The organism is Streptomyces longwoodensis (assembly GCF_001514125.1).
Classification (GTDB): Bacteria; Actinomycetota; Actinomycetes; order Streptomycetales; family Streptomycetaceae; genus Streptomyces; species Streptomyces longwoodensis.
The window spans coordinates 492,353-516,945 of record NZ_KQ948550.1; the positions used below are offsets into that span (position 1 = coordinate 492,353).

Annotated in this window: 28 protein-coding genes; 16 read left to right on the forward strand and 12 right to left on the reverse strand. The window is 70.7% G+C overall.

Annotated elements, in window-relative coordinates; genetic code table 11:
- Positions 1-30 precede the first annotated feature (30 nt).
- The 12 genes from AQJ30_RS07020 to AQJ30_RS07070 all read right to left on the reverse strand — a co-directional run bounded on the left by AQJ30_RS07020 (position 31) and on the right by AQJ30_RS07070 (position 12,395).
- The gene (locus tag AQJ30_RS07020; RefSeq protein ID WP_342671617.1) at positions 31-477 is read right to left on the reverse strand and encodes a hypothetical protein; all 447 of its coding nucleotides are present in this window, start codon (positions 475-477) and stop codon (positions 31-33) included.
- Between the two features lie 208 nt (positions 478-685).
- Positions 686-1,684, reverse strand: coding sequence for a DUF8094 domain-containing protein (locus AQJ30_RS07025; RefSeq protein ID WP_245726837.1), 999 nt, complete (start codon positions 1,682-1,684; stop codon positions 686-688).
- 87 nt (positions 1,685-1,771) lie between these two features.
- Positions 1,772-2,545, reverse strand: a complete 774-nt coding sequence (locus AQJ30_RS07030; RefSeq protein ID WP_067229988.1) for a hypothetical protein — start codon at positions 2,543-2,545, stop codon at positions 1,772-1,774.
- Positions 2,546-2,575: 30 nt separating this feature from the next.
- Positions 2,576-3,502: a hypothetical protein gene (locus AQJ30_RS07035; protein WP_067229991.1), complete on the reverse strand. Its 927-nt coding sequence runs from the start codon at positions 3,500-3,502 to the stop codon at positions 2,576-2,578.
- On the reverse strand, positions 3,492-3,662 hold the full coding sequence (locus AQJ30_RS38675; protein ID WP_169808460.1) for a hypothetical protein: 171 nt from the start codon (positions 3,660-3,662) through the stop codon (positions 3,492-3,494). The genes AQJ30_RS07035 and AQJ30_RS38675 overlap by 11 nt, the downstream gene beginning before the upstream one ends.
- 1,385 nt (positions 3,663-5,047) lie before the next feature.
- Positions 5,048-6,562 carry a VirB4 family type IV secretion system protein gene (locus AQJ30_RS07040; protein ID WP_067229994.1) on the reverse strand — a complete coding sequence of 505 codons (1,515 nt, stop codon included), beginning with the start codon at positions 6,560-6,562 and terminating at the stop codon, positions 5,048-5,050.
- Between the two features lie 28 nt (positions 6,563-6,590).
- On the reverse strand, positions 6,591-7,052 hold the full coding sequence (locus tag AQJ30_RS07045) for a DUF6238 family protein (RefSeq protein ID WP_067229995.1): 462 nt from the start codon (positions 7,050-7,052) through the stop codon (positions 6,591-6,593).
- 99 nt (positions 7,053-7,151) lie between these two features.
- On the reverse strand, positions 7,152-8,624 hold the full coding sequence (locus tag AQJ30_RS07050; RefSeq protein WP_067229998.1) for an SCO6880 family protein: 1,473 nt from the start codon (positions 8,622-8,624) through the stop codon (positions 7,152-7,154).
- Positions 8,625-8,704: 80 nt separating this feature from the next.
- Positions 8,705-10,084 (reverse strand): SCO6881 family protein, encoded by a 1,380-nt coding sequence (locus AQJ30_RS07055; RefSeq protein WP_079083891.1) that lies wholly within the window; start codon positions 10,082-10,084, stop codon positions 8,705-8,707.
- Positions 10,085-10,121: 37 nt separating this feature from the next.
- Positions 10,122-10,814 carry a hypothetical protein gene (locus AQJ30_RS07060; protein WP_067230000.1) on the reverse strand — a complete coding sequence of 231 codons (693 nt, stop codon included), beginning with the start codon at positions 10,812-10,814 and terminating at the stop codon, positions 10,122-10,124.
- Positions 10,814-11,128, reverse strand: a complete 315-nt coding sequence (locus AQJ30_RS07065) for a DUF6112 family protein (RefSeq protein WP_067230003.1) — start codon at positions 11,126-11,128, stop codon at positions 10,814-10,816. The genes AQJ30_RS07060 and AQJ30_RS07065 overlap by 1 nt, the downstream gene beginning before the upstream one ends.
- Positions 11,129-11,264: 136 nt before the next feature.
- On the reverse strand, positions 11,265-12,395 hold the full coding sequence (locus AQJ30_RS07070; protein WP_067230005.1) for a C40 family peptidase: 1,131 nt from the start codon (positions 12,393-12,395) through the stop codon (positions 11,265-11,267).
- Positions 12,396-12,906: 511 nt separating this feature from the next.
- On the opposite strand from AQJ30_RS07070, the gene AQJ30_RS07075 reads away from it, so the two are divergent.
- The 16 genes from AQJ30_RS07075 (at position 12,907) to AQJ30_RS07150 (ending at position 24,591) form a co-directional block, all read left to right on the forward strand.
- A complete protein-coding gene (locus AQJ30_RS07075) occupies positions 12,907-13,662 on the forward strand; it encodes a DNA-methyltransferase (RefSeq protein ID WP_067230008.1) in 756 nt (251 codons plus the stop codon).
- 250 nt (positions 13,663-13,912) lie between these two features.
- On the forward strand, positions 13,913-14,464 hold the full coding sequence (locus AQJ30_RS07080) for a DUF4913 domain-containing protein (RefSeq protein WP_067230946.1): 552 nt from the start codon (positions 13,913-13,915) through the stop codon (positions 14,462-14,464).
- A complete protein-coding gene (locus AQJ30_RS07085; RefSeq protein WP_067230009.1) occupies positions 14,461-14,946 on the forward strand; it encodes a hypothetical protein in 486 nt (161 codons plus the stop codon). The genes AQJ30_RS07080 and AQJ30_RS07085 overlap by 4 nt, the downstream gene beginning before the upstream one ends.
- Before the next feature lie 17 nt (positions 14,947-14,963).
- Positions 14,964-15,662, forward strand: a complete 699-nt coding sequence (locus AQJ30_RS07090; RefSeq protein WP_067230012.1) for a helix-turn-helix domain-containing protein — start codon at positions 14,964-14,966, stop codon at positions 15,660-15,662.
- A 17-nt stretch (positions 15,663-15,679) separates the two neighbouring features.
- Positions 15,680-16,426, forward strand: coding sequence for a hypothetical protein (locus AQJ30_RS07095; protein WP_067230015.1), 747 nt, complete (start codon positions 15,680-15,682; stop codon positions 16,424-16,426).
- A 147-nt stretch (positions 16,427-16,573) separates the two neighbouring features.
- Positions 16,574-16,921, forward strand: a complete 348-nt coding sequence (locus AQJ30_RS07100) for an SH3 domain-containing protein (protein ID WP_245726839.1) — start codon at positions 16,574-16,576, stop codon at positions 16,919-16,921.
- 99 nt (positions 16,922-17,020) lie between these two features.
- Entirely contained in the window at positions 17,021-17,503 is a 483-nt protein-coding gene (locus tag AQJ30_RS07105; protein WP_067230019.1) for a hypothetical protein, read from the forward strand.
- Positions 17,500-17,943, forward strand: a complete 444-nt coding sequence (locus AQJ30_RS07110) for a hypothetical protein (protein WP_067230021.1) — start codon at positions 17,500-17,502, stop codon at positions 17,941-17,943. Before AQJ30_RS07105 ends, AQJ30_RS07110 begins: the two co-directional genes overlap by 4 nt.
- Positions 17,944-17,952: 9 nt before the next feature.
- Positions 17,953-18,363: a hypothetical protein gene (locus tag AQJ30_RS07115; protein ID WP_067230023.1), complete on the forward strand. Its 411-nt coding sequence runs from the start codon at positions 17,953-17,955 to the stop codon at positions 18,361-18,363.
- Between the two features lie 39 nt (positions 18,364-18,402).
- Entirely contained in the window at positions 18,403-19,245 is an 843-nt protein-coding gene (locus AQJ30_RS07120; RefSeq protein WP_067230026.1) for a winged helix-turn-helix transcriptional regulator, read from the forward strand.
- Positions 19,242-19,760 carry a regulator gene (locus AQJ30_RS07125; protein WP_067230028.1) on the forward strand — a complete coding sequence of 173 codons (519 nt, stop codon included), beginning with the start codon at positions 19,242-19,244 and terminating at the stop codon, positions 19,758-19,760. Before AQJ30_RS07120 ends, AQJ30_RS07125 begins: the two co-directional genes overlap by 4 nt.
- Positions 19,757-20,992: an MFS transporter gene (locus AQJ30_RS07130; RefSeq protein WP_067230031.1), complete on the forward strand. Its 1,236-nt coding sequence runs from the start codon at positions 19,757-19,759 to the stop codon at positions 20,990-20,992. Before AQJ30_RS07125 ends, AQJ30_RS07130 begins: the two co-directional genes overlap by 4 nt.
- Positions 20,993-21,045: 53 nt before the next feature.
- Complete coding sequence (locus tag AQJ30_RS07135; RefSeq protein WP_067230948.1) at positions 21,046-21,327, forward strand: hypothetical protein; 282 nt, start codon at positions 21,046-21,048, stop codon at positions 21,325-21,327.
- Between the two features lie 278 nt (positions 21,328-21,605).
- Positions 21,606-22,832 (forward strand): ATP-grasp domain-containing protein, encoded by a 1,227-nt coding sequence (locus AQJ30_RS07140; protein ID WP_067230950.1) that lies wholly within the window; start codon positions 21,606-21,608, stop codon positions 22,830-22,832.
- Positions 22,829-23,974, forward strand: coding sequence for an MFS transporter (locus AQJ30_RS07145; RefSeq protein WP_067230033.1), 1,146 nt, complete (start codon positions 22,829-22,831; stop codon positions 23,972-23,974). Before AQJ30_RS07140 ends, AQJ30_RS07145 begins: the two co-directional genes overlap by 4 nt.
- Complete coding sequence (locus tag AQJ30_RS07150) at positions 23,971-24,591, forward strand: HAD family hydrolase (protein WP_067230036.1); 621 nt, start codon at positions 23,971-23,973, stop codon at positions 24,589-24,591. The genes AQJ30_RS07145 and AQJ30_RS07150 overlap by 4 nt, the downstream gene beginning before the upstream one ends.
- The last annotated feature ends 2 nt before the right edge of the window (positions 24,592-24,593 follow it).

Sequence of the window (24,593 nt, forward strand, 5' to 3'; positions counted from 1 at the left end):
ACAGGGAGGGCTCCGGGAAGACGAGGAGAACTAGCGGCGGGCGGCGGGGCGTGGGGTGCCGGCCTTCGCCAGGGCGGCGGCGGGGGCGCTCGGGGGCGGCGTGCTGCGTGATGCCCGGATAGTTGGCGCGCGGTCGAGGGAGGACCAGGCCGCCGGGTGGTCGTTGAAAACGGTGCGCGGGTCGGTGTCCCAGCTCACGACCGGGCCGATGTCCTCGTTCAGGAGGCTGATCACCTCGACGCCCTCCTTGTGCAGGACGTACCCCCACTGCATGTCCTGCTTGTCGGCGGTCTCGTCGGTGACCGACATGCGCACCAGCAGGGAGCCGTCCGGGGTGATCAGGTGGTCGAGGGTACGGCTGGGGCACTGCTCGCCGCCGGTCAGCGCGGCCACGAGTGCGGGCGGCGCATTGTCGAGAAGATCGGCGCCCAGCTCGTCCCAGCCGACGGCGACGTCGTCGATGAGGTGCCGGCACATGGTCTCGACGTTGCGTCCGAACTTGTACTGGTAGGCAGCCAGGAGCAGGGGTAGGTGGTGGCTGGGTACGCCGTCGAGCTGGACGTGGATGCCGCTGTATCCCGTGCCGACGGTGGGGCGGGCGATGAAGGAGCGTGTGGACAGGGAGTTCTCCAGATCGAGCAGGGGGCGGGGGATGTCTAGGTCATCAAGGTGCGCGCGGGTGCGTCTACGCGCGGTCCGACCAGGACGGGACCGGGGGGCCGGAGGCGTCGGTGCGGGCGCAGGTGTAGCCGATCAGGCGGGAGGGTTCGGCCTTCGCGGGGACGGTGGCGGCGTCGTTGCACACAAACGTGTACGTGATGGAGGTGCGGGGCACGTCGTGGAGCCAGGCCCGGTCGCCCTTACCGGGGTTGATCTGCAGGCCGGAGTACGCGACGGCGTCGGTCTGGGTGTGCGTATGGGAGAAGAGGATCAGCGCGCCGCCGTCGGTGGTCTTGAGGGCGTAGGCGTCCTCATAGCGGTTGGCGGCGCCGGCGAAGACGGTGGTGCCCTGGTTCCCGAAGCGGGTGCCGTTCTTGTCATGAACTTCGATCTGCCGCTTGCTTGCTTTGGTCGGGGCGAAGACCTTGGTCCCGGTGTTCGTGCCTCCGGTGGCGAAGTTGTCGAGCACGGCGGTGCGCAGCAGGGCGGCGCCCGCTGCCAGCTGCTTGTTGCCGTCGGCGGCGACAGCCGTCGCGTACCCGTCGCGGTCGAGGGCGATGTCCGGCAGTTCGGGGCTGTCGAGGTCGACGACGGAGACCAGCTCCCAGCGCTTGTGCTGGGGGCGTTCGGCGAACACGCCCAGACGCGAGGGTGCCTTGCCCTTTTGGTCCGAGAGCGCGGCGGCGAACCAGCGGTCCTGTCCGGCGGCCAGGCGCGGGATATACAGCTTGGCGTCCGCGGAGTCGTAGGACCACGGCTTGTACGGCTTGCGGTCCGCCGTGGGGAACCCTTCGGCCTCGGTGTAGTCCGAGACAGACATCGCGTACAGCGGGCCGTCCTCGACCGTGTCGAGCAGGGCGCGGTTCCGGTCGGCGTTGGCCGCATTGTTGATCTTCGAGTAGTGGGTGATGACGTCGCGGGCTTGGGCGGCGCTGAGGGCCGGGGCGGGCTTCGGGGCAGTGCTGGCCTTGGGCGTCTGCTGGGCGCGGGTGGTGCCGTCGTCGGAGCAGCCGGTGAGGGCCAAGGCGAGGCAGGCGGCGCCGATGAACAGCGGCAGGGTACGGCGAGTGGTGCGGATAGAGGCTCCAAGGATCTACGGGGAGGGAGTGGATCAGCGCGTACGGCTGGTCGTTGGCGCGGCCTTCGGCGATGTCGGTGGAAGGGCTGCGGTGGTCGTGGGCGCCGAGCGGCGCAGGTTCACACCGATGCCTTTGGCCGTGAGCTGCTGGACCACGCCGTGGACACGAAGCGCGCGACCGCTGTCACCACACGCAGCGGACAGGAGGAACGCTGCTTGGTGTGGGTGGTACTGGAAGCCGTGGGCGTAGAGCGTCATGCGGGCATCGACCGGCACGCTCTCGTACGGTGCGCCGAGGGCCCCGTCGCTGTAGAGGGTCAGGGTGAGGACTTGTTCGACCTGTGGCGGGGCGGGCCGGTGCGGGGGGTCGGGCTGGTTCGTCGCGTTGGTGAGCACCGTCTGTAGGGCCTGCCCGTAGCGGGGCAGCAGCCTCCGGGCGACTTGCGCCGCCGCCCGCGCGACGTCCTTGGGAACGGCGATGCCATTGGGTTCCTCGACCGCGACGAAGTGGTGGGGCTTGATGTGCGTGCCATTGGGCACGAGCGGGGCGACGACGAACTGGTGCGGGAAGCGGGGCCGGTCGGTCACGTACAGCCGCTGGCCGGCCGACCCGTGGAGCACGGCGTCGTTGGTGAGGACGTACTGGCTGACGATGTACTCGACGTGGCCGGTGTCCCAGAGCTGCTCGGTGCGGGGGAACTGGTCCGCATACTGCCCGTAGCGCTGATATTCGCTGGTCCAGGTGCCGGGCAGGCGGTCGGCAAGGCCGACGGCGAACGTGGACAGGTCGGTGCGGGGTGACGTCATGTGTTCCTGGAGGGAGGCGATGGTCCGGCCTCAGCGCATGTGCCGCGGCTGAGCCGGCGGGAGGGCCCGCGGGGGAAGGGAGGGCGCACGAGCCGCGGTGGAAGGGAGCCGCGGTGCCGGCACGAGCGGGGTGAGTGCCCGCATCCGGTCCTCGGCCACGTGCAACTCCTCTCCGAGATTGCGGATCTCGGCGGCGGCATCGGCGAGGTCGTAGGACAGGTCGAAGCCGTCGTCCTCCACTGCCTCCTTGGCCTTCTCCCCGGCTGCTTCGAAGAACTCGCCGAGCCGTTCGAGCAAGCCGTTGATCGGATCCAGGATCTGGTGGAGCAGGGCAGCCGCATCCGCATGCGACTCGGCTCCGTTGAGCCGGTCGGTCAAGGCGAGGATTGCGTCGCCGTAGACGTAGTTGCGAGCGTGGTCTGCTGTGTCGGGGACCGGGACCTGGCGCGGGTGGGGTGTCGACTGAGCTGGGTGCACAGGTGAGCCTTCGTGGGGCACGACGGGATGCGGCAGCAGCCCGAGCTGGGTAAGGCGATGGTCGATCGCCTCGATCAGGGGCCGGGCGCGGCTGCCGTGGTGGGCTTCGGGCCGCTGCGGAGCACCGGGGTCGCCGGAGGGAGCCGAGTCGTAGAGGACCTCGAACAGCGCCTGGTCGTCGGGGTGCTCACGGGTCGCGATCCAGCCCTCCGGGTTTCCCGGCAGGCGCTCGGAGGGGGGTTCCTGCGGTGGGCTGATGATCAGGTAACTGTCGTCGGGGAGCGACACACGCACGATGTAGGCGCTGAGGCCGAACTCGATTTCGCACTCCAGCCCACGCTCTCGCAGGGGCGTGGTGATGTGCGCGTGACGGCGCCACAGCTCCTGCCACCACGAGGTGTCCACGTTGCGGTGGTTCGGAAGCGGCGCGAGCCGAGCTGCGCGGTGGGCGTCTGGAGTGCTCTGCTCGTCAGCGGCCACGGCTCCTCCTGCGGGAGGCTGGCGATCGGTGCGAGGGAGGTAGCCGGCGAGCGGGGTCGGCTTCCGGCTTCGATGCCGGACTGAAGTCGAGTTCGTACTCGTCGTAGGTGGCGATCAGGCCGTGTTCCATCTGGGCTTCGCGGTCGGCGATCTGTGCCATGAGGTCGTCGTGCTCGGCTTGGCACTGCTGGTATTCGGCCCAGTCGGCGTCGCTGAAGTGGGCGGGGCGGTTCAGGGGACTCCTCGTGAGGGGCGGCCAGGGTTAACGGTGGAGACCGCTCGGTCTAGGCAGCGGTGGTGCCACGGTGCTCTCGCGATGGGAGTGCGCGGGGAAGCAGCGGTGGAAGTCGAGGTGGCGGGTGGCTGACCCCTCGGCGGTCAGCGCCGTGGCCCTGCGGGGCCGGGCTGCGGGCCGGGCGGGGCCGGGGGCGGTCCGGGCGCAGTGCGGGTTTGCTTCAGGAGCGCGTCGAGGTCCGGGGCCGGGTCGTAGTGCGCGCGAAGGATCTTGAGATCCGCTTCGGTGGCCATGGCCAGTCCGGAGGCAATACTGCTGGCGGCGCCGCGCAGTAGCCAGGGCGGTGACTCGGGTTCGGCTCCCCGGTTTTGGCCCCGCCACTTCGCCGTGGTGCCCAGGTGATCGATGACCTCGCCGAGGAACGGGGCGACGGCGTCCAGCAGGGCATTGAGTACGGTGCTGAACTCGGCCGGCGTCTCGGCTGCGTCCAGAGCCGCGCGGTAGGGGCTCAGGTCCGGGGCGGGGAAGGGCTCGTGCGGCAGGGGGTGCCGGGTCCGGAAGGCGGCGGCATCGCGATCGGCCCAGCGGTGCAGGTCGCCTCGGGTGGCGGAGCGGGTGTGGTAGGCGTGGATCTGGTCGGAGGTGCGGCCGACGCTGTCGTAAAGCTCGAAGTCGGGGTTTTGCAGGGGTGCTCCAAGTCTCGTGTGTCACAGGTGCCGTCGGATGGGGGCTGTTGTACCTGACGGAACTGCATGGGAAGTGAGAATCCGTCAGTCGGAGTGAACTCGGCCCTGTCTGTAGGGCCGTCAGTTCGGCGGCGGCGTGCTGGCGATGGGGTGGCTGCCTAGCAGAGAAGCGTTGGTCTTGAACTGGTTCCGTGGCTTCGATCTGCGCGTCCGTGACGGGCGCGAAGAAATGATGGTGGGAGCTGATCTGGTCCATGGCCTTGGCCAGGTAGTGGTGGGCGAGCCCCAGAGGCGCGGCACACTGGCGAATAGCCGTCGCGTGCATGTCGCGGTCGCTGCCCTTGCCGTTGAAACTGGTGACCAGGTCATCGGCGATGCAGTTCAATTCCCAGGTGATCTGCGCGAGCGCCGCATCGATCGCGTCGCTGATGGCCTCGCCTGTCCTCCGGCGACGGACTGCGGAAGTTGGTCTGCGAACCTTTCGAGGCTCCGCGCCGCTGCCCGGAGGTAGCCGGGGTTGGTTCTACGGATGTCATGGGGGTAGGTGGAGGTGTCGTACATCCCTGTCCTGTATGTATCCCTGAGCCGGTCGGGATCGGCCTATTTGCGCGAAATGTCATGTTTTCAATGCATCCGGGCGTCGGTGTCGAAGAGCGCCAGCTCGTACGCGTGCAGGAGGTGCTGCACGATGAAAGATCGTCCGGCGACTTTCCACAGGCCACGCCCTCGGTTGAGGTGGGCGATGGCGTCCATTTCGACGGAGGTCAGGCCGAGCAAAGAGGCCGCGGCGTGGAGTTGGTCGGTCTCCTGGCGGTAGATGATGCGGGTGGAGCAGTCGGCGAGGAGTCCTTCGGCCAGGGCCCGACCCTGTGATCCGGCGTCGCCGGCGGTGAGCAGGTCAGACAGCCGGTGGATCACCATGAGGTTGGCGATGCCGAGGCCGCGGCTGAGCTTCCACTGAGCCTGCATGCGCTGGAGCAGTCCGACGTGTCGCATCAGGCGCCATGCCTCGTCGTACACGATCCAGCGACGGCCGCCGTTGGGGTCGGAGAGGGCGGACTCCATCCAGGCGGAGGCGCAGGTCATCGCCAGGACGAGGGCGGTGTCGTCGCCGGAGCCGCCGAGGCGGGACAGGTCGATGGTGAGCATCGGCGCGTTCGGATCGAAGGCGACGGTGGAAGGGGCGTCGAACATGCCGGCCAGGTCGCCGTGGACGAGGCGCCGCATGGCGTGGGCGAGGTCGCGTGCTGCGTCGCCGAGTTGGCCCGACATCATCCCGGCGGCTTCGTCGAGTGCGCTGGGGTTGTTGAGCGTGGCGGCGACGTCGCCGAGGAGCGGGGTGCGGTGCGTGTCGGCGGCGCGGGTGACGACGACGTCGAGGGCGATGTCCAGGGCGGTGTGTTCCATGGGCATCAGGTCCCGCCCCAGGACGGTCCGGGCCAGGGAGCCGAGCAGGAGTAGGCGTCGTTTGCGTATCTCGCCGACCCAGTCGGCCTCGGAGACGCTCTCCGGGCGTGGGGCCGCGTCCAGAGGGTTCAGCCGTCCCGGCAGTCCCGGACCGAGGGCGACGGACCGGCCGCCGAGAGCTTCCGCCACCGGCGTCCACTCGCCTTTCGGGTCACACGGCACGTAGACGCGGTATCCGAAGGCCACCGAACGAAGGGCGAACGACTTGGCCAAGGCGCTCTTGCCCTGGCCGATGACCCCGGCGAGCAGGAGGTTCGGGTTGGTGAACCCCTCGATCTTGCCGTACAGCGCGAACGGATCGAAGACGAAGCTCGCCTCGGCGTGAACGTCGCGGCCGATGTAGATGCCCTCGGCGCCGAGGCCGCCTTCGGCCAGGAACGGATACGCGCCTGCGGCCACGGCCGTCGTCATGCGGTGGGCGGGCAGCTTCAGCCGGTTCCCCCGCGCGGAGGCGGGACCGGGACGTCCACTCAGGGGGTGGAGCGCGGCGGGCATCTGGTGCACGGCTGACGTGGTCTCGCTCTGGTGCGCGCTGGCTTCGACGCGGGCTTTGGCGGTGGCCTCGGCGAGCTGTCGACGGGCAGCCTTGCGGCTGGCACGGTCGGTGCCGTGGGGGGTGAACAGGGGGCTGGCGGAGGCGCGGCGGGCGCGACGGGCGGGCCGGTGGCTCATCTAGGACCCTCGATTCTGCGGGTGGTGCTCATCGCACGCAGGCCGTGGTGTGCGGGCGAAGGTCGGTGGGGGTGGTCTTGCGGCGGATGACGTGTCCGGCAGCGAGGTGACGCTGGCAGATCGTCAGTACGGGCGGCCCCTCGGGTAGCTGCTCTGGATGGCACGCGCTCGCCTCGGCGTCTGCCACGGCGGTGCTGGGCAGCAGGTGGAAGGCGGTGTGGACCTCGCTGGTGGCCTGCCAGAGGCGGGTGTGCGCGCTGGCCAGGTGGCGGCCGGCGGCGGGGTGTGGCGGACGGGTGGTTTCGGCGAGGCGGTCCAGGAGCTGGTGCAGGGCGGTGAGGTGTGCGTGGAGCACGTCAAGGTGCAGGCGGTCCGCCGGCCGGGGCGGGGTCGCGTCCAACGAGGCAAGGGCCCGGGTGTGGTGGCGGACTCCGGCGCTAGCGGCGCGGAGGTAGGGGTGCGCGTCGTCCGGAGGTGTGCGGGAGGTCAAAGGTGGTGGTCCTTCCTGCCGGGAGGCAGGGGCGGCGACGGGTGGTCCGTCGCGGGCGATCGAAGAGCAGCGGGCCAGGGTGCCGGCGGCGGGACGGGCTCACAGGGCGGTCCGTGCGAGCGGGAGCGCGGTGAGGGTGAAGGCGTCCGGCTGCTGGTAGTTGAGCCGTCGGAGATCGACGCCCGAGGTGACGGCGTGGGTCTCGATCTGTGCGCAGGCGGCGTCCAGCAGCGCGTCGGTCTCGGCGGTGACGGTGACCAGGCCGGTCAGCGCCACGTCGGCATGCCCGGCGATGAGCTGGCGCTCACGCTGCTTGACGTCGGCGTACTCGACGGAGTCTTCCTCGCTGTCGACCTGCCCCCGGCGGGCCCTCTCGTTGGCGTCGGCGATGATCGCCGCCTTCTTCCGCTGGACATCCCGCAGCGCGGACTCGAGCCCCTGCGGCACGTATATAAGGGAGAGGCTGCGACGCACGCCGGCCGTGAACATGATCCCGTGCAGGAACCCGGCTCCCATTTCGGTGCGCGGCCAGTTCTCCACCCAGTACGTCGCGTGCCGCGCGCTGTCGGTGGCGAGGCGGTCGTACTCCTCGAACTGGACGACGGGCCCGGCGGCGGCAGGGTCGGCCTCGGCGCGGCCGGTCTCGGACCACTGCTGGAGTGCACCGAGCGCTTTCGGGTCGTAGGCGGTGCGGATGACGGCGGCGATCTCCCGCGAGGTCAGCCATCCGGTGACCTGAAGTCCGGCGTTGCGGGCGGCCTGGGCGATGGACGCGGTGGTCTGCTCCATGACGGTGAACGCCCCGGGCAGCCCGCCGCCGGCCTGGCTGATCAGGCGCCGGGCGGCCTTGAGGTCGAGAGAGATGGCGAGGTAGGTCTCGTGCGGTGCGGCGGCGGGGCCTGCCGAGGCGACCAGTTCGGAGTAGATCTGTCCGGCGACGGGGGCCTGGGGCTGTCCGTTGTGGGTCCAGTGGCGGGTGAGGGTGTCGCCGCTGTCGGGGACGGTGCGCTCCAGCACCTGGACGGTAGCGATGTGCCCGGTGCGGGCGATGCCCGCCAGCGCACGTCCCCAGCTGCTCACGTTGTGGTTCTGCGTGGCGGGGTCGAGGAGGGCGAAGGCGCGGCTGCTGACGCGGGCGACGGCGGTCAGCGTCTGGTGATGAGGGTCGTGGACAGCCGCAGCCTGGTTCGCGGAGTCGCCGGGGGTAACGACCTTGAGGGAGGCGGTGGTGCCGGGCAGGTGGAGGATGCCGTCCTGCCGGGGTCGGGTGACGGGCCGGGCGAGCCAAAGGGTCTGGCCGGTGCGGCGGCGGTGTGCGTAGCGGGCGACGATCGGCGCCCAGTCGATCAGGGAGCGGCCGTGTCGGCGGATCGCCACGAGCGCACCGGCTGCCGCCCACAGCGGCGCCAGGGCAACGGCGCCGAGCAGTCCGGTGGAGATCACCGTCATCAGCAGCAGCGCCAACGTGCACGAAACGAGGACGAGTTGGGGAAGGGAAAGGCCGAGGAGGATGCCGCGGCGGGACCGGTGCGGGAACTTCACCGTGACCGGGGCGACGGAGAAATCAGTCAAGGGGCGGGTCCTGGAGGCGCGGGTGGAACCCGGGGGCGGGAGGTGGCGTGCACTCCCGCCCCCGGGAGTCGGGCAGGGGATCAGAGACCCGTCGGAGGCGGCGGTGGTCCGCTCGCCCCGCTTGACGCGGCGTTCTGTGAACCGGAGGACGGTGGTGCGCCCTGCGGCGGCGGGGTCGTGGTCGGCGCCGTGGACTGCCATCCGCCGCCCTGGCCGGACGCGGCGTTCGCTCCGGCTCCGCCAGGCCCCGGGCTGCCTCCCACCTGGCCGCTGGTGTTGTCGGACATGCTCGTCGGCGCGGCCTGGACGGCCTTCTCCAGACCGGACTTGACGGCATCGCCACCGGGCGAGCTGCCCGTTCCGCCGCTTTGCGAACCTTCCTTGCCCTCTCCGCTTCCGCCTGTCGGGGTGGCGGCAATGTCGCCGGGGAAGCCGCCTCCGCCAGCGGCGTCGGGGCCCTGCGGTGCGGCGCCTGCTCCGGCGGCAGCGCCACCGGTTCCGGCGGTGGCCGCGGCTGCTGCGGCCTTGCGGGCCGCCTTCTCGGCGTGGGCCTTGGCGATCTGGGCTCCGGCTCCGCCAGCGCGATGGATGGACTCGCCGTCGGTGCCGTCGGCCGCCCAGTGGACGAACTTGAAGACGGCGTACGGGCACAGCAGGACCAAAATCATGATCACGATGCCGGACATGACATCGGCGAGGGCCGCGACGCCGTCCTTCGCCTCCGTCTTGCCCATGGCGGTGATGCCGAGCACGAAGATCACGGTCATCAGCAGCTTGGAGACCACGAGGGTGGCGGTGGCCTCGATCCAGCCCTTGCGCCAGCGCCGCGCGACCTCCCAGCCGCCGCCGGCGGACGCGAAGACGGCCAGCGTGACCATGACCAGGATGCCGACCTTGCGGACCATCATCACGCACCAGTACAGGAAGGCGCCGATGGCGGCACCGAGGCCGACGACGACCGGGACGAGCCAGCCCAGCCCGGCTAGGGACCCGATTTGGCTGACCTTCACGATGCGGCGCACGGCCGACTCGATGTTCAGGTGCGCGGTCTTGAACAAGCCGTCGGAGACGGCGTCGACTACCTCGACGGCGACCGTGGTCAAGGCGAGAGCACAGAAGGCGAACAGGACGCCGCTCATGGTGCCGGTGAACGCCTGTGTCAGGGCTTGTCCGTCGCGCCGGACGGCGGCCCGGACCAGCTGCGCGCAGAACGTGGCGACCAGCAGGACCAGGCCCAGTGGCAGCAGCATCTCGTAGTTGTCGACGAACCACGATGCGTTGAGGTCCACCTTCGTGGTGGTGTCGACTGCCTCGGCGGCCAAATCGGCAGCGGCGGATGCCAGTTCACCGGCAGACTTTGCCATCCAGTCGCCGATGGCTTTGCCGGGGTCCGAGGCGAAATCCACCGCGTCTCCGACGGCGCACAGCTTGTCTGCCAGGGGGTAATCACAGAAACCCACGAGAGAGTTGCCCCTCCTTTCTTGAATCAGGCGCGGGTCACTGCGTGACGCTCGGAGCGATTGCGGCCAGGGAGCAGTCGTGGCCGGGGCGGCACTGAATGGCGAGAGTCACGGCCCGTTCCTCGGCCCCGCCGCCACCCCTCTTCCAGGCGATCTGCTGCTTGCCATTGACGGTGACGACGTAGATGTACGCCTCGGTGATCGCGGACGGGTCGTCGGCCAACGCCCGCTTGAACGCGCCGGGGTAGTGGCCCTCGGTGACGCTGGCGGTGGCGTGCTGGTCCTGGTCGGCCATCCGCGACCACAGCAGCGGATCGGGAACCTGGCCGGAGACGGACGCCCAGTCGGCGTACTTGGTCTCGGTGGTCATCCAGGCGCGCATGCCAGCGAGTTGCTGGTCGCGGCTGGTGTCGCGGGTGTCGTAGGACCACAGCATCTGCGTGGCTGCCTTGGCGTAGGCGACCGGATCGGCGATCTGCGGAGGCTTGGGCATGGAACCGGATCCGGAGGAAGGCTTCGGTGCGGCTTCGGAGGCGGTCGGGCTGCCGGTCGGGGCGGGCGCAGTGGCGGCCGGGGTCTGGTGGCCGTTCCTGCCGGCGGACAGCAGGGCGACGATCCCGGCGATGGCGAGCAGGGCGGCGACGACGCAGGTGACGATCGCGATGCGCCGGTTGGCCGACCAGCCCGCGCCGTACGAGGACAGCGAGAAGGCGGGGAATCGATTCCGCATTAGTGGACCTGCGCCCCCAGGCCGGAGAAGAAGGCCACGATTCCGTTCGCGGCGCCCAGACCGAGGGCGGCGCCGGCGGCTACGACCGCGCCCTTCTTGCCGTTGGCTTCGGCCTGGTGACCACCGGTGTGGTGGCCCCAGGCCCATACGCCGAGCGAGACGGCGAGGGCGCCGACGACGGCGATGATGCCGAACATGTTGATCGAGTTGACGACGTTCTTCAGCACGCTCAGGCCGGGCAGACCACCGCCCTTGGGTGAGATTCCTGGGTCGTAGGCGAGCTGGATGACGCGGTCGGCGAGAGGAACGGACATAGGTGTGGCGGGGCTCCTTGCATACGCGGGTCAGGCGAGGACCGGCGGGAAGGGGAAAGCGGAGAGGGGAGGTGCGCCTGGGGCGCGGAAGTGGCCGCGACGGCGGCCCCACCCGGGGCGGTGCCGGGCGGCGGCCTCAGAGGACGCGGCGGGCGGCGAGGATCGTCCAGTCCTTGATCGGAGTGATCCGGACCGGCTTGGTGGTGCGGGGCGCCTCGATCACGAGGCCCTCGCCCATGTACATGCCGACGTGCTCGGGCCGGGCGGCGGTGCCGCGGCTGAAGATCAGGTCACCGGGCTTGAGTTGGGCGGGCGATACGGCCTTGCCCTCGTTGACCTGCGTGTACGTGGTGCGGGTGAGTGTCACGCCGGCGTGGGCGTACGCCTGCTGCATCAGGGAGGAACAGTCGCAGCGGCCCATGGGGTCGGGGCCGTGCGCGTTGGTGCAGGAGCCGCCCCACTGGTAGAGCGTGCCGAGTTGCTGCATCGCCCAGGTGATGGCCTTGCGCGCCCGCGGATCAGCGTCCTTGGGGATCTTGTAACCCTTGGGGACGCTCCCCTCGGGGATCCGGCCGAAGCCGGAACCGTCCTGGCCCGGAGCACAGCCGGTGGTGCCGGGCGACGCCTGCTTGCCCTGGTCCGCGTCCTTGCCGTCCTTGTCGTTGCCACCCGGGAAGGTCTTGGCGATGGCCTCTTGCAACGCAGTGGCCAGGTTTTCCCACTGGGCGTACGCGTCCGGCAGCCCGGACTTCTGCACGGCTTGGGCAGCCTGGGTTACGGTCATCTGCTGCCAGCCGTCGACCTTGAGCAAGTGCTTGTAGAACTGCTCGGAGGCGTAGACCGGATCGCGGATCTGCTGGGCGCTGCCCCAGCCCTGGGAAGGGCGCTGCTGGAACAAGCCGAGCGAGTCGCGGTCCCCGTAGTTCAGGTTGCGCAGCCGGCTCTCCTGCATCGCCGTGGCGAGCGCGATGATCTGTCCCTTCTTGGGGACGTCGAGCGAGAGACCGGCGGCCACGATCGTCTGCGCGTTGGGAACTTGCTCGGCGGGCAGGTCCAGGCCCTCGACGTGGACGTCTTTGGCGGCCGCGCCGTCGAGGATCTTGGTGACCTGTTCGGCGACCTTGCCGGTGTCGATGTCGGTCGAGCAACTGCTGAAGGAGCCGCTGCTCTGCACGGCGTCGGCTGAGGAGGCCAGCATCATGCCGGTGCCGGCGATCAGGATCGGGGAGAGGAAGACGACGCCGATGCCGGCGGCGAGCCCCTTCAACCCGAGCGGACCGCTCGCTGGTCAGCGATGTCGGGCAGAGGTGGGTAACGAGACGTCATGAACGTGTCCTTCGGGGGTGCGGTGTCCGGCGAGCCGCGTGCGCGAAGCGTGTCGGAAGGCCGCGGCGGCCGGGGTGGGCGATCGGGACGGGCCGGCGCGGGCGAGTTGCCGCTCGCTCTGCGAGGCCGGACCGTGAGCTAGGTGTGCCGGGGCAGGGGGTACCTCCGTGAGGCGTGGCGGGAATAGCCAGCGGCGGTGTGCGCCGGGCGGTTCAAAAACAGTAGGCGCAGATCGGCGGTTGACCAAAAAGTCGGCGTGAGGTGCCGGAATCCGATACCCCAGCACAGCACTTCTTGGTCGTCGGCGGATTCGCTTCTACAGTTTTTGGACTCCCTCTCGCCCACCTCGGTCTGTGGCCCTGGGCTTCTGTATGCCCACTTCCGGCCCGCGAGGTTTCTGCACGAGACGGGCAGTTCCCTCCGTGATTCCGCACCCGAATAGGGGTTCCTCTTTGCCTTTTTCCCTGCACCAGGGCGACGCCCTCAGCGTTCTCGCCGGCCTCCCGGACGGTTGCGTCGACTCCGTCATCACCGACCCGCCGTACAACTCCGGCGGGCGGACCGCGAAGGAGCGCACCACCCGCTCCGCGAAGCAGAAGTACACCTCCGGTGCCGCCCAGCACGCTCTGCCGGACTTCACCGGCGAGAACATGGACCAAAGGTCGTACGGGTTCTGGCTGACGCAGATCATGACCGAAGCCCACCGCCTCACCCGCAGCGGCGGCACCGCGCTGCTGTTCACCGACTGGCGCCAGCTCCCCGTCACCACGGACGCGATCCAGGCGGCCGGATGGCTCTGGCGCGGAGTGTTGGCCTGGCACAAGCCGCAGGCCAGGCCGCAGAAGGGCCGGTTTACCCAGAACTGTGAATTCATCGTCTGGGCGTCCAAGGGAGCGATCGACGGCTCCCGCAACCCCGTCTACCTGCCCGGCCTCTACAGCGCGTCGCAGCCTTCGGGGGCGAAGCGTCAGCACATCACGCAGAAGCCCGTCGAGGTGATGCGCGAGCTGGTCAAGATCAGCCCCGAGGGCGGCACGGTTCTCGACTTCTGCGCCGGCTCCGGCTCGACGGGCGTCGCCGCCCTGCTGGAAGGCCGCGACTTCATCGGCGTGGAGAAAACCGAGCACTACGCGTCGATCGCGGCCGACCGGCTCACCGAGACGATCCGTGAAACGCTCACCCAGGACGACGTGGTTCTCACCGTCTGATCCGCTCCGCTGTATTTCGCTCCGGAGCCCCGCGCACCCTCCCAGTCTTTTCCGGATCCCGCCGGGACGTTCGTGCAACCCTCCGGCGGGTCCGTGCGCCGTGGATTCCGCCCACCTGCCATCTCGCGTCTCGTAGGAGGCCGTACTTTTCATGCCCGAATCCATAGAACCCGCAGGCAGCGGGGAATTGGAGCCGGTTCGCGTCCCGGACCCGCAATTGGAGGGGATCGAGGCGAGCGTCCGACGGCTCATGGAGCAGTCGGCTCAGCAGGCCCAGCAGCTCGACCATCTCGCGTCCTCGCCGCCGCCGGGCGGATCGCCGTTCGCGGCCTTCGGCATGCCGGGGCTCGGTGGGCCGGCTCCCGCCGCTCCGCCAGAGCCCCGCCCGATCCTGGAGCTGGACGGAGAGGAGCGCGAGGACGAACTCGACGCGCTCAGCGACTGGGTCGACGACTTCTTCCTCCCGGTCTACGGGGCGGAGGTCACCACCGCGGCGCCTTGGTGCCTGCAGTGGCAGGAGCACGACGACGTCGTGGCCTGGCTCCACGCCCTGTGGCTCGCCTACCAGCAGCACAAGGACCCCGAAGCCGGATTGAGCGGTCTGTTCGTGTGGCACCGGGACTTCCTCACCCACGCCGTAGCGGCGATCCGCGCGCCGGGTGGCCCGCTGTCGGCCTGCATGACATCTCCCGACCGGCCCGCGCACCGTCTTCTGCCCGGCCCGCCGCCGTCCGTACGGACGGAGACGGCGTCCACGGCGGAAGCCGCCGGCGCCGCCGAGCCGGACGAGCCGACGTCATGAACGCGGGAGTGGGACAGCCCGCCTTCGGACTGAGCTTCGACCCCCGAGCGCTGACCGATCTCCTCCAGGCCCCCAGCGATATCCGCGACCTCACCCTCGCCTACCTGCAGGAAGTCGTGAACGCACAGCGCTTCGGACTGCGCCTCGACGGCGACCTGGAGGGCTATCGAAAGCTTTTCGTGGACTCCCGGAAGGACTGGCGCGTCGTCTACGGCGTCCGTCCGGCACCCGCGGAGTCCGCACATCAGAAGGAGATCCACGTCGTCGCCGTCCGGCCGCGCGCGGGCAACGACGTCTACGACGAGGTCGGCCGCCGCCTGGGGATGACCCGCCGGCCGCTGAGCGCCCGCACCCACGCGGCCCGCTCCCGTTCCCCGCAGCTGACCACCCGCACTCCCGCGCCCCGGCCCGGTCCGCCGCCCACCGCACTGCCGGGTCTGCCCCGTCCCGCACACAACCCCGCGCACCACCACACCCGCTGACGCACGGAGCGTCGCCTATGCCCCCTGACCCCGCGCCGCTACCAGCCTGGCGTGCGGTGTCCCCGCTCGACCATCGCCTCGAAGCCGTCACCGGCCACGACATTGACACCCTGTGGTCCTACCGCGACCGCGGCGTCCTCGACGAGCCCCACGCCCACCTGGTCGACCGGCACCGCGAACTGGCCAAGACCCAGACCGGCGTCACCTTCTACCTCCGCCTCCTCCACCGCCTGTCCAGCGGCGAGTTCGACGTCGACGACGCCCTGTGCACCCGCATCGACCGCACCGTGGACCAGCTGGAGGAGGCCAGAGACCAGCGTGACGCCGCTGCCCGGAAGGTGCTCGCCGCGCTGAAGCCGATCGAGGCCGCTGCCGCGGCCTCGACGCCCCGCGCGCAGCAGCTCTCGACGGACGACCAGGCCGCGCTGCTCGCCATCGCCGGCGGCGCCAAGCTCTACGAACACCTTCTAACCGGCCGGATGTCCGTGACCGCGGCCTCCGGCACCCGCATTCCTCACGCCAAGCTCCAGCGGCTGGAGGACGCCGGCCTGGTCGTCCGGGACACCGGCCAACCCGTGCACGCCGGCCAGCCGGTCACCCTCACCGACACCGGACGGGCCGCACTGTTCGCCGCCCGGCGGACCCCCACGACCCAGCCATCCAAGCTCCCGGCCCGCCCCGGCGCGTCGCCGTCCACCCCGGCACAACGGCGCTGAACTCCACCGAAAGGCCCTTGTTGCCTCCCATCGAACCGGAGTCCCGGAAGTCCATCCCCCAGGTCGACTTCGAGCTGGACGACTTCGACGCCGACGAGGAGATGTACCGCGACTTCTACCGCAAGGTCGCCGTCCGCGAGGACATGCTCGTCCCCCTCGCCGAACACCACACCCCCGACGGCGCGCACAGCTACTACGTCCTGTTCGACCGCACCGCCACCTGGGGACACCCCGGTATGCCGCAGGTCCTCGCCGTTCATCTGCAACGGGACCGTGAGCAGCGGACGTTCGCCTTCGAGCAGGCCCCCCTGCCGCTGCCCGCGATGGCGCAGTCCTGGCTCATCCACCGCGGCTGCCCGCACGACGCCATCGGCCTAAACCCCGAGTTCGGCCCGCAGCCGGCGGACGAGGCGACACGTGCACTGGAACGACGCCTCGCGGGCGACGGCGACCACTACGCCATGGGCTACTCCTACACCTGCGACGACCCCGACGACATGGTGACCGTCGTGGCACTGCGCGCCCTGGACGAGCGAGCCCCTTCGCCGTTCCGCGTCATCGTCGAAGAGGTCGACACCGGCGCCTGGACGCGCACGCTTCGAGAGGGCGGCTTCGCCACGGTCGAGGACGCCTTGCAGTGGTGCGACGACCGGATTGCCGGCGAGGCCGACTCTCTGCCACCGGTCCGCCTGGCAGCCGCCGGCAGCCGCTCAGTCGGTGTGGCGAAGTCCCCTGCTCCGCGCCCGCCCGGCCGGGCCCGCTGAGCCCCGCCGCCGTCTACGGCGGCGCAACATAGCCGACGATCGCCGGTTAGCCAAACCGGCGATTCTCCGGACTCTTATACAGCCGCCGGGACAACACCCGCGGTGCCTTCCACGCAATCCCTATGCCTTCACGGAGGTTTCTTTCGCATGCGCTCCACCCGAATTGCCATATCCGCAGCGATGCTCGGCGCGCTCGCGCTGCCGGTACTCTCCGCCACCACCGCCAACGCGGCACCCGCTGCCGTCTCCGCGGCCCCGGCGAGCAGCTGCTCGTCCAAGCCGCCGCTGCCGTACGCGGTGCACACCAAGGCTGTGACCATCCGGTCCAAGGCCAGCTCGAAGTCCACCGCGCTCGGCGTGCTCTACAGCAGCCACAAGTTCAGCGTGGCCAGGAAGAGCGGCAACTGGCTCTACATCACGGACAAGACGACCGGCGTCAAGGGCTGGGTCTCCGGCACGTACGTCTACCGCGACGTCCGAATGTGCCTCGACTGACAGGCCCCAATAGGCGGCCCGAAAGCAGTTGAGTCGCCGAGCACGGCTGCCTCTCGTATTCCTCCAGGCATCGGCCTTTCCAGAACAGGAGTTCCCCTTTTGTCCGACGGCATATTCGATGACGCTGAGGATGTCGTCGGCGTGCTCACCGAACGGATCGAAGCGCGCTTCGGCATGGACATGGACCAGTTGAAGGCCGCGGTCACCGCCGCGCCGCTGGCGAATCCTGACGCCACCGATGTTGTCAAGTGGCACGGCCTCCTCGTCGAGGCCCAATCCGTGCTCGACCACGCGGAGGACGACCTCCTCGCCGCGCTGGAAACCCAGCCCAGCGAGGTCGACGACCCGACGATGGGTCTCGCCCACCGCGTGAACGCGGCCGTCACTGCCCGCGACGGCCGGGCCCTGGTCGTCCGGTGGCTCCTCGACCCGGACGCTCCGGGTAAGAAGGACCTCGCCGCCGAACGGCTCGCCCGCCTTCGCCCTCGAACTGGTCCGGCGGTGCAGACCAGCGCTCCTCACCGACCCGCGGGTACACCCGTGACGGCGACGGCGGGGCGGGCGGGAAGGGCTGTTCGATGAGCCCGGTCAAGGCCAGCACTATGGACGCCGACCTGCAGAAGGTCTTCGGCGGTACGGTCCCTGATCTGCACGAGGCAGCTGTCGGCCACGATGCCTCTCCGGCCCTCGCCCGTGCCCTGGAACTGCGTTCGTTCCTGGCTCTGACCGAGGAGCAGGTGGCCCGTGTCCGCGATCGCGTGCACGCGGACATGGACCCGGACCGCGACATGGGCGAGCTGTCGGCGGACAAGCTCCGCTTCGACGCGCAGTGGCTGGAGGCAGCGCTCGATGCCCGCGACGGTTACCGCGCGGCCCTCGGCGAACTGCTACGCACGATGCCCCCGCCCGACCAGCAGGCCCGGCCCGTCCGCATGAAGCAGCTCAAGGCCACCGCCACCCTGCCTCCGTCTGCCGCCCCGGCACCACCGCGTGCCGGGGCGGCCCGGGCCCGCCGACCCTGAAAGCCCCGCTTGCCCCTCACGTCCACCGTGATTGCCGGACGGATCGAGGACCTGTACGGCGCACCGCTCGCCGACCTCACCGCCTACGCCGAGGGCCAGCCGCCCGGCATGCTCTCCGCCCTGCTCGGCATGCACCACGACCTCGCGCTCGCCGAGCGCAGCATCGACTTCCACCGCGACCACCTCGCCCGGCTCATCCTCCCCGAGCGGCAGATCGGTCGGCACGAGGTCGCCCACCTTCTCGACGGTGCGCGACGGCTCGCCGAAGCCGTCGCCGTCCGCGACGTCCAGGCCAAGTCGGTCGCCGCCGTCCTGAAAAGCCTCGCCCGTGCCCCGGCCCCAGCGCCGTCCCCGCCGGCACCGTCACCGCCGCTACCGGCTCCGCCCCTCCCGGTGCAGACCCCGGCGCACAGCCGCTGACCGCAGGCAGTTCCCCTCATCCACCCAGGAGTTCCTCCCTTGGCCATCACCGCTCTGCCACCTGACACCGACATCGACATCGCCCGGGTCACCGAAGTCCTCGCCATGATCACCCCACGCTGGAACGTGAGGATCTTGCTGGCACTCTCCGGCCCGCCACTGCGCTATAGCGAGTTGGCGGCCAAGGTGTCCTGGCTGCAGAACGGCCAGCTCCACCTCAAGCTCCAGTCGCTGTGCAACGCCGGTCTCGTCGAGCGCACCGAACACACCGCACGCCACGTGACCTACGGCCACACCGAGCGTGGTGCTGCCCTGCTGCCGGTCCTGCCGATGATCGTCACCTGGGCCGAAGAACATCTGGAAACGGCGGACCGCCCGCTGCCCGCGATCGAGCAGATCGAGGACAGCCTCACCCTGCTCACCCGGCGGCACGCCGCTGCCATCCTGTGGGTACTGAAGTCGCGCAAGGAGGTCAGCGGCCGGGCGCTGGCCCGGATCGTGATGCCCAACAGCGACTGGACCAACGTGTACCCGCCGCTGCGGCAGCTCGTGGCCGACGGCCTGGTCGACACCGAAGGCGCCGGCCAGCCGTACCGGCTGTCTGCTGCAGGCGACGGCCTGGGCCCTGTTCTCGGCGCCCTGTCCGCGTGGTCCGCCGGGCAGCCCCTCGACCAGGCGGCCCACCACCCGGTCTGGGGGCACCCGCTGGCGAAGCCCGCGTCGAGGCCGTGGGTCAGCAGCCAGTCCCGCCCGGAGCCCGCGGCGATATCCCCAACCCGGACAGGCGAATCCGCTCCGGCGTGGCAGAACCGCGATCTCTTCTCCCATGTCACGACCGCCCGCCCGAAGGCGGCCGTCCCGGCGGGAGGCCCGCGCCGATGACCACCCTCTTCACCACCGCCGAAGTACGCAATGCGGTCGATCTACTGGCCTCTCGCTCCTTGATCCGCCTGGTCACCGAGATCGACGACAACGGGGCGATACCGCCACGACGCTTGGCCGACACCCTCGCCGACCTCTCCACCCATCAACTGCGGCACGCGACCGAAACAGCCCGCGCTCGCGGCCTCGTCCGGACCGCGCCCGGCACCGGCCTGGAACTCACAGACGCTGGGTCGGAGTTGGCCGACCTGTACGACACGGCTGCGCGCTGGTCGAGACGCCACGCCTCCCCGTCACCGGTCTGCGAGTTCAGCAACCGCGTCCACCACGTCCTCGACCTGCTGACGCCCTCGCTCGCGACCGAGGGCGCCGACAGCCTCGCACGGTTGTCCGCCCGGGGCCTACCCGGCGCGGAGGCCGAGGAAGACCTGGCCCGGCTCCGTGCCCTCCTGCTCCAGTGGCTGGCCGCGAACCCGCAGGTCACCGCCCTTTCCGATCCCGAGCCGGTCGCGTGAGCGTAGCGGTCACACCCCGGCACGCGCGCCACTCCGCCGGGCTGATGCGCAGCATCTACCTGCCGCGCACGGCGGACGCCCTCGCGTTCGCGATGTCCACCTACGGCATCCCATTGCTGGTCCTGGCCACCACGCGCTCCGCCGCGCTGACGGGCGCCGCGTTCGCCCTGGAGTGGATCCCGCGCCTGGCGGCGTTCGGGTGGGCCGGATCGGTCGTCGACCGGCGCGGGGCATCCGTGGTCTTCCACCTCGCCTCCCTGGGACGCGCTTTGGTTCTCGCCGTCGGCGCGGTCCTTCTCCATCTCCACCCGTCCGGCGCCGTGGCGAGCGTGACCGTGATGGTGCTCGCGGCGGCCACCGGCGTGCTCACCGAGTGCAGTTACATCGCGGCCGAGACCGCGGGCGCCGCCGCCGGCCGCCGGGCAGGTGCACGCGCTCACCGTGTCCAGGCCGTGCTGCTCGGTATCGATCAGACCGCGACGCTGGCCGGCCCGGCGCTCGCCGGGCTGCTCCTGCTCGCCGGGCCGCCGCCGATGCTCGCGGTGATCACCGTGCTTTCGCTGCTCGCCGCGCTGCTCGCTCTGCGCACACCCCCCTCGCCAGTCGCCCCGGCCCGCGCGCCGAAGGGGCGGCCCGGCGCCGGCCTCCTCACCGGGTGGCGCACCATCCGCTCGCTGCCCGCACTCGGTTGGCTCGTGGCCGGACTGACTCTGTCCAACCTGGCCACCGGGCTCCTCCAGGCGGCCGGTCCGGTGATCGTCGTCGCGCACTTCGGGCGGTCCACCACTGCCGTCGGCCTGGTCTGGTCCGCAGCCGCCGGCGCAACACTCCTCAGCGTCACGCTCTGCCGGTTCGCACTGGACCGCCTGGGCCTGTGGCCGGTCGGCGCCACCTGCGCAGCCCTCGCCTCGCTCGTCTGTCTCGCCGCCGCCCAGGCCCCCGACTACCTGTCCTACCTGGTCCTGGTCGCGGTCCTCATGGCGGCAGACGGCGGCATGACGGTGGTCCTGCGCACCCTGCGCTCCCGCCTGATCCCCCCGGAGAAGTTCGGCAGCACCCTGTCGGCGACCATCCTCATCCTCCTGCTGCCCTTCCCCGTCGCCGGCGTACTCACCGCGCTCACCCCGCCCGACGAACTAGGCCACGTCATCACCGCCTGCGCCGCCCTGCAGGCCCTCGGCCTCTTCTGCGCCTTCGCCCGCCTGCGCACCGATCCCGCCCTGCGCACCTGACCCTGCTGCGCCCCCAGCCTGTCGAGAACCTCATGCCCCCCACCGTCCTCGGGATGAACCGCGCCAGCGGTCGCACCATCACCGAGCAGTTCAACGCCTTCGACGCGCACAACCCGCACGTCTACCGCGCTCTGGAACGCATGGCCGCCCGCCGCTTGGCCTCCGGCGCCACGCGGGTCAGCCTCAAGGACCTCTTCGAGGACCTACGCCGCCAACTCCCGTACGGAGTCGCCGGGCTGAACAACAACTTCACCGCCCTCTACGCCCGCCGCCTGATCGACGACCACCAACACTGGGCCAGCGTGTTCGAACTGCGTCGCCGCCGCGCCGCCTGACCATCCCCTCCCTTCCATCGCTTCCGCGCCTTGTTCGGCCGGACGAAGGCCGCCTGTCGGGCCGCCTCGTGAGTGAAGCCCCAGCAGTCTGCGGGCTGCGCGAGCAGCCTCGGCCCGAGGTCGCACCACGCCGCCGGCCGCGCGTCGGCTGCTCGCTGAGCAGCCGTCCTCTGCCGCTGCAGTCCGCCGCCTCATGCCCACCGCATTGCCGCCCTCCGACCCCAAGGAGCTTGCTCTTGTCCGATCGTCCCGTCGCCTTGATCGTTGCCGCGGCCGACATGGAGGCCGAGGCGTACCGCGGGTACTGCCTTCAGTCCGTGGCCGCCGCGTATGACGTTGTTTTGATCACCGGCGAAGAGCCGTCGTGGGAGGTGCCGTACCTGCGGGACTACGTGGTCGTGTCCGATCCGACCGACCAGGCGGAGCTGTCCGCGGCCGGCCGGGCCCTGGCCGAACGCTATGACCTGGCCGGGGTCTTCACCTGGACCGAGTGGTACCTCGTCCCCGTGGCCCGCCTTGCACGCCAGCTCGGCCTGCGCACCACCACCCCGGAGGCCATGCAGGCGTGCCGCAACAAGGCCACGTCGCGTGCGCTGTTCGCACGGCACGGCGTGCCGTCGGCTGCTTCGGTGAGCGTGCGCACCCTGGCCGAGGCCGAGGCGGCCGCCCAGCAGATCGGCTACCCGCTCGTGCTGAAGCCCGCCGCGCACGCGGCCAGTATCGGAGTGATCCGCGCCGACACCCCCGAACAGCTGACCGCAGCCTTCGCGTTCACCGACCAGGCGGCCGGGCTCGGCCGGGAGTCCACCAGCGTGCTCGTGGAGGAGTACCTCGACGGGCCCGAGGTGTCGGTCGAGTGCGTCACCTACCGCGGCGAGACCACCGTGGCCGCGGTCACCCGCAAGACGGTCAGCACTCCGCCCTTCTTCGAGGAACTGGCCCACTGCGTGGACGCGGCCGACCCGCTGCTTGACGTAGTGACCCCCGTGGCACGGGCCGCGATCCGCGCTCTGGGGATCACCGACGGCGTCTGCCATGTCGAGATGCGGCTGGTCGACGGCCGGCCACGGCTCGTCGAGGTCAACGGCCGGATCGCCGGCGACATGATCGGCCACCTCGTCCGACTCGCCACGGGCATCGACCTGCCGCGCGCCGCCGCCGACATCGCCTGCGGCCGGGCCCCCGACCTCACCCCCGCCCGGTCCTCGTCCGCCGCGATCCAGCTGCTCTACCCGGACACCTCCGGCACCCTGCTCCACCTCGCTTTCGACAGCGTCAACCCGGACTGGCTGGACCGCGTGCACTTCCAGCACCAGGTCGGCGACCAGCTGCTTCTCCCGGCCGACGGCGGCAACATGTGGACCGCGCGGATCGGCTACCTGATCACCACCGCGCCCACTGCGGACCTCGCACAGGCCCGCGCCGAGGAAACGGTCCGCCGCATCCAGGTCCGCGTCGAGCCCCGCCCGGCCCACGAGCCTGTTGCCGGTGGGCGCCCCGCATGAGCCGCACCGACGCTTCCCTCCGGCGCGGCCGTGCCCTGCTGACCGGCTACTTCCTCGGCCTGGGCGTGGTAATGGCTCTCTGGGGCGCCCGGATGCCGGCCGTCCAGAACGCCGCCCACCTCACCACCGGCAGCCTCTCCCTCGTCCTGCTCGCCGCCGCTGTCGGCATGGTCGCCGGACTGCAGGCCGGCGGCCGGCTCGCCCGGCCTGAACGCCTTCCCGCGCTCCTGATCGGCGGAGCTGTCGCACTGGCAGCAGCACTCGCCCTGTTGGGGCAATGCCGGACTCTGGCATCGCTGCTCGCAGCGGCGCTGGCCTTTGGCGCCGCGCACGGTGTCCTGGACGTCGCCGCCAACACCGGGGCGGTCCGCTGTCAGACCGCCTACGGCAAGCCCATCATGTCGTCCCTGCACGCCGCGTACTCGATCGGTGCGCTGGGCGGCGCCGCCCTGGCCGCCGCCACCGCCGGCACCGCCCACAGCGCTCTGTTCCTGGCGGTCGGCGCCGCGCTGACGGCGAGCGTGCTCGTGGCCGGGCCGCGCACCCTCGCGCTGAGCGGCGCCGACCCCGAGACCTTCGACCCCCAGGGGACCGATCGGGACCGGGCGCCGGGGAGGGTATGGCTGCTGGGGGTGCTGGCGGCTGCCAGCCTGATGGGGGAGGGAGCGGCAGCCGACTGGGCCGCCGTGCATGTGCACGCCCTGCACGCCAATATGGCTGTTGCCGCGAGTGCCTTCGCCCTCTACAGCACCGGCATGGCGATCGGCCGGCTGACCGGCGACCGGCTCACGACCCGCTTCGGTGCCCCTGCCGTGGTCCGCGTCGGCGCGGTGCTCGCCGCAGCCGGACTGGCCACCGGCGTCCTGGCCGACATCGTGCCTGCGGCGCTGGCCGGCTGGGCCGTGTTCGGGCTCGGCCTGTCCGGCACCGTCCCCTCCCTGATCACCGCCGCCGGGAGCCACGGGCCGAGGGCCGTCGCTACGGTTTCCGTCACCGGCTACCTCGGCCTGCTCGCCGGCCCCGCCCTCATCGGCTCCCTCGCCAGCATCACCACCCTGCCCATAGCCCTGCTGCTGCCCGCCCTCCTCGCAGCCGCTCTCGCCACCTTCGCCCGTCGCGCTCTGGAGAACACTGCCCCTTGACCCGCCCCACCAGCCTCGATGCCGTCATCCTCGACTACAACGGCGTCATCGGACTTCAGCCCACCCGCGCCCACTGGCTTCGACTGGCCCACACCGCCTCCTGGCCCGAAGCCGATCTCGCAGGCTTCCAACGGGCCTTCTGGAACGCCCGCGACCTCTACGACGCCGGCCAGCTCAGCGACCTGGCGTACTGGGCGCGCGTCCTTGGCGCCCACCCCGGCTCCCGCCTGCTGCGCGAACTCCTTGCCGCGGACACGGCCATGTGGACCGAGACCGACGAGAGCGTCCTGGCTGTCCTCCGCCGCGCCCACGCCACCGGACTGCGCATGGTGCTGCTGTCCAACGCACCCGCCCATCTCAGTACCGTGCTCGACACCCACGGGTGGCGACGCTTGATGACCCAGGCGCTGTACTCAGCCCGACTGCAGGTGTGCAAGCCCGACCCGGCCGCCTACCACCACGCCCTGCGAGCATCCGGAGTTCGCGATCCACGACGCGTTCTGTTCGTGGACGACCGCGCCGACAACTGCCAGGCCGCCGCCCGCCTGGGCCTGCGGACGCTGCACTACACCGGCTCCAGCAAGGCCCTCCAAGAAGCACTGGCGCTCGCTGCCTGACC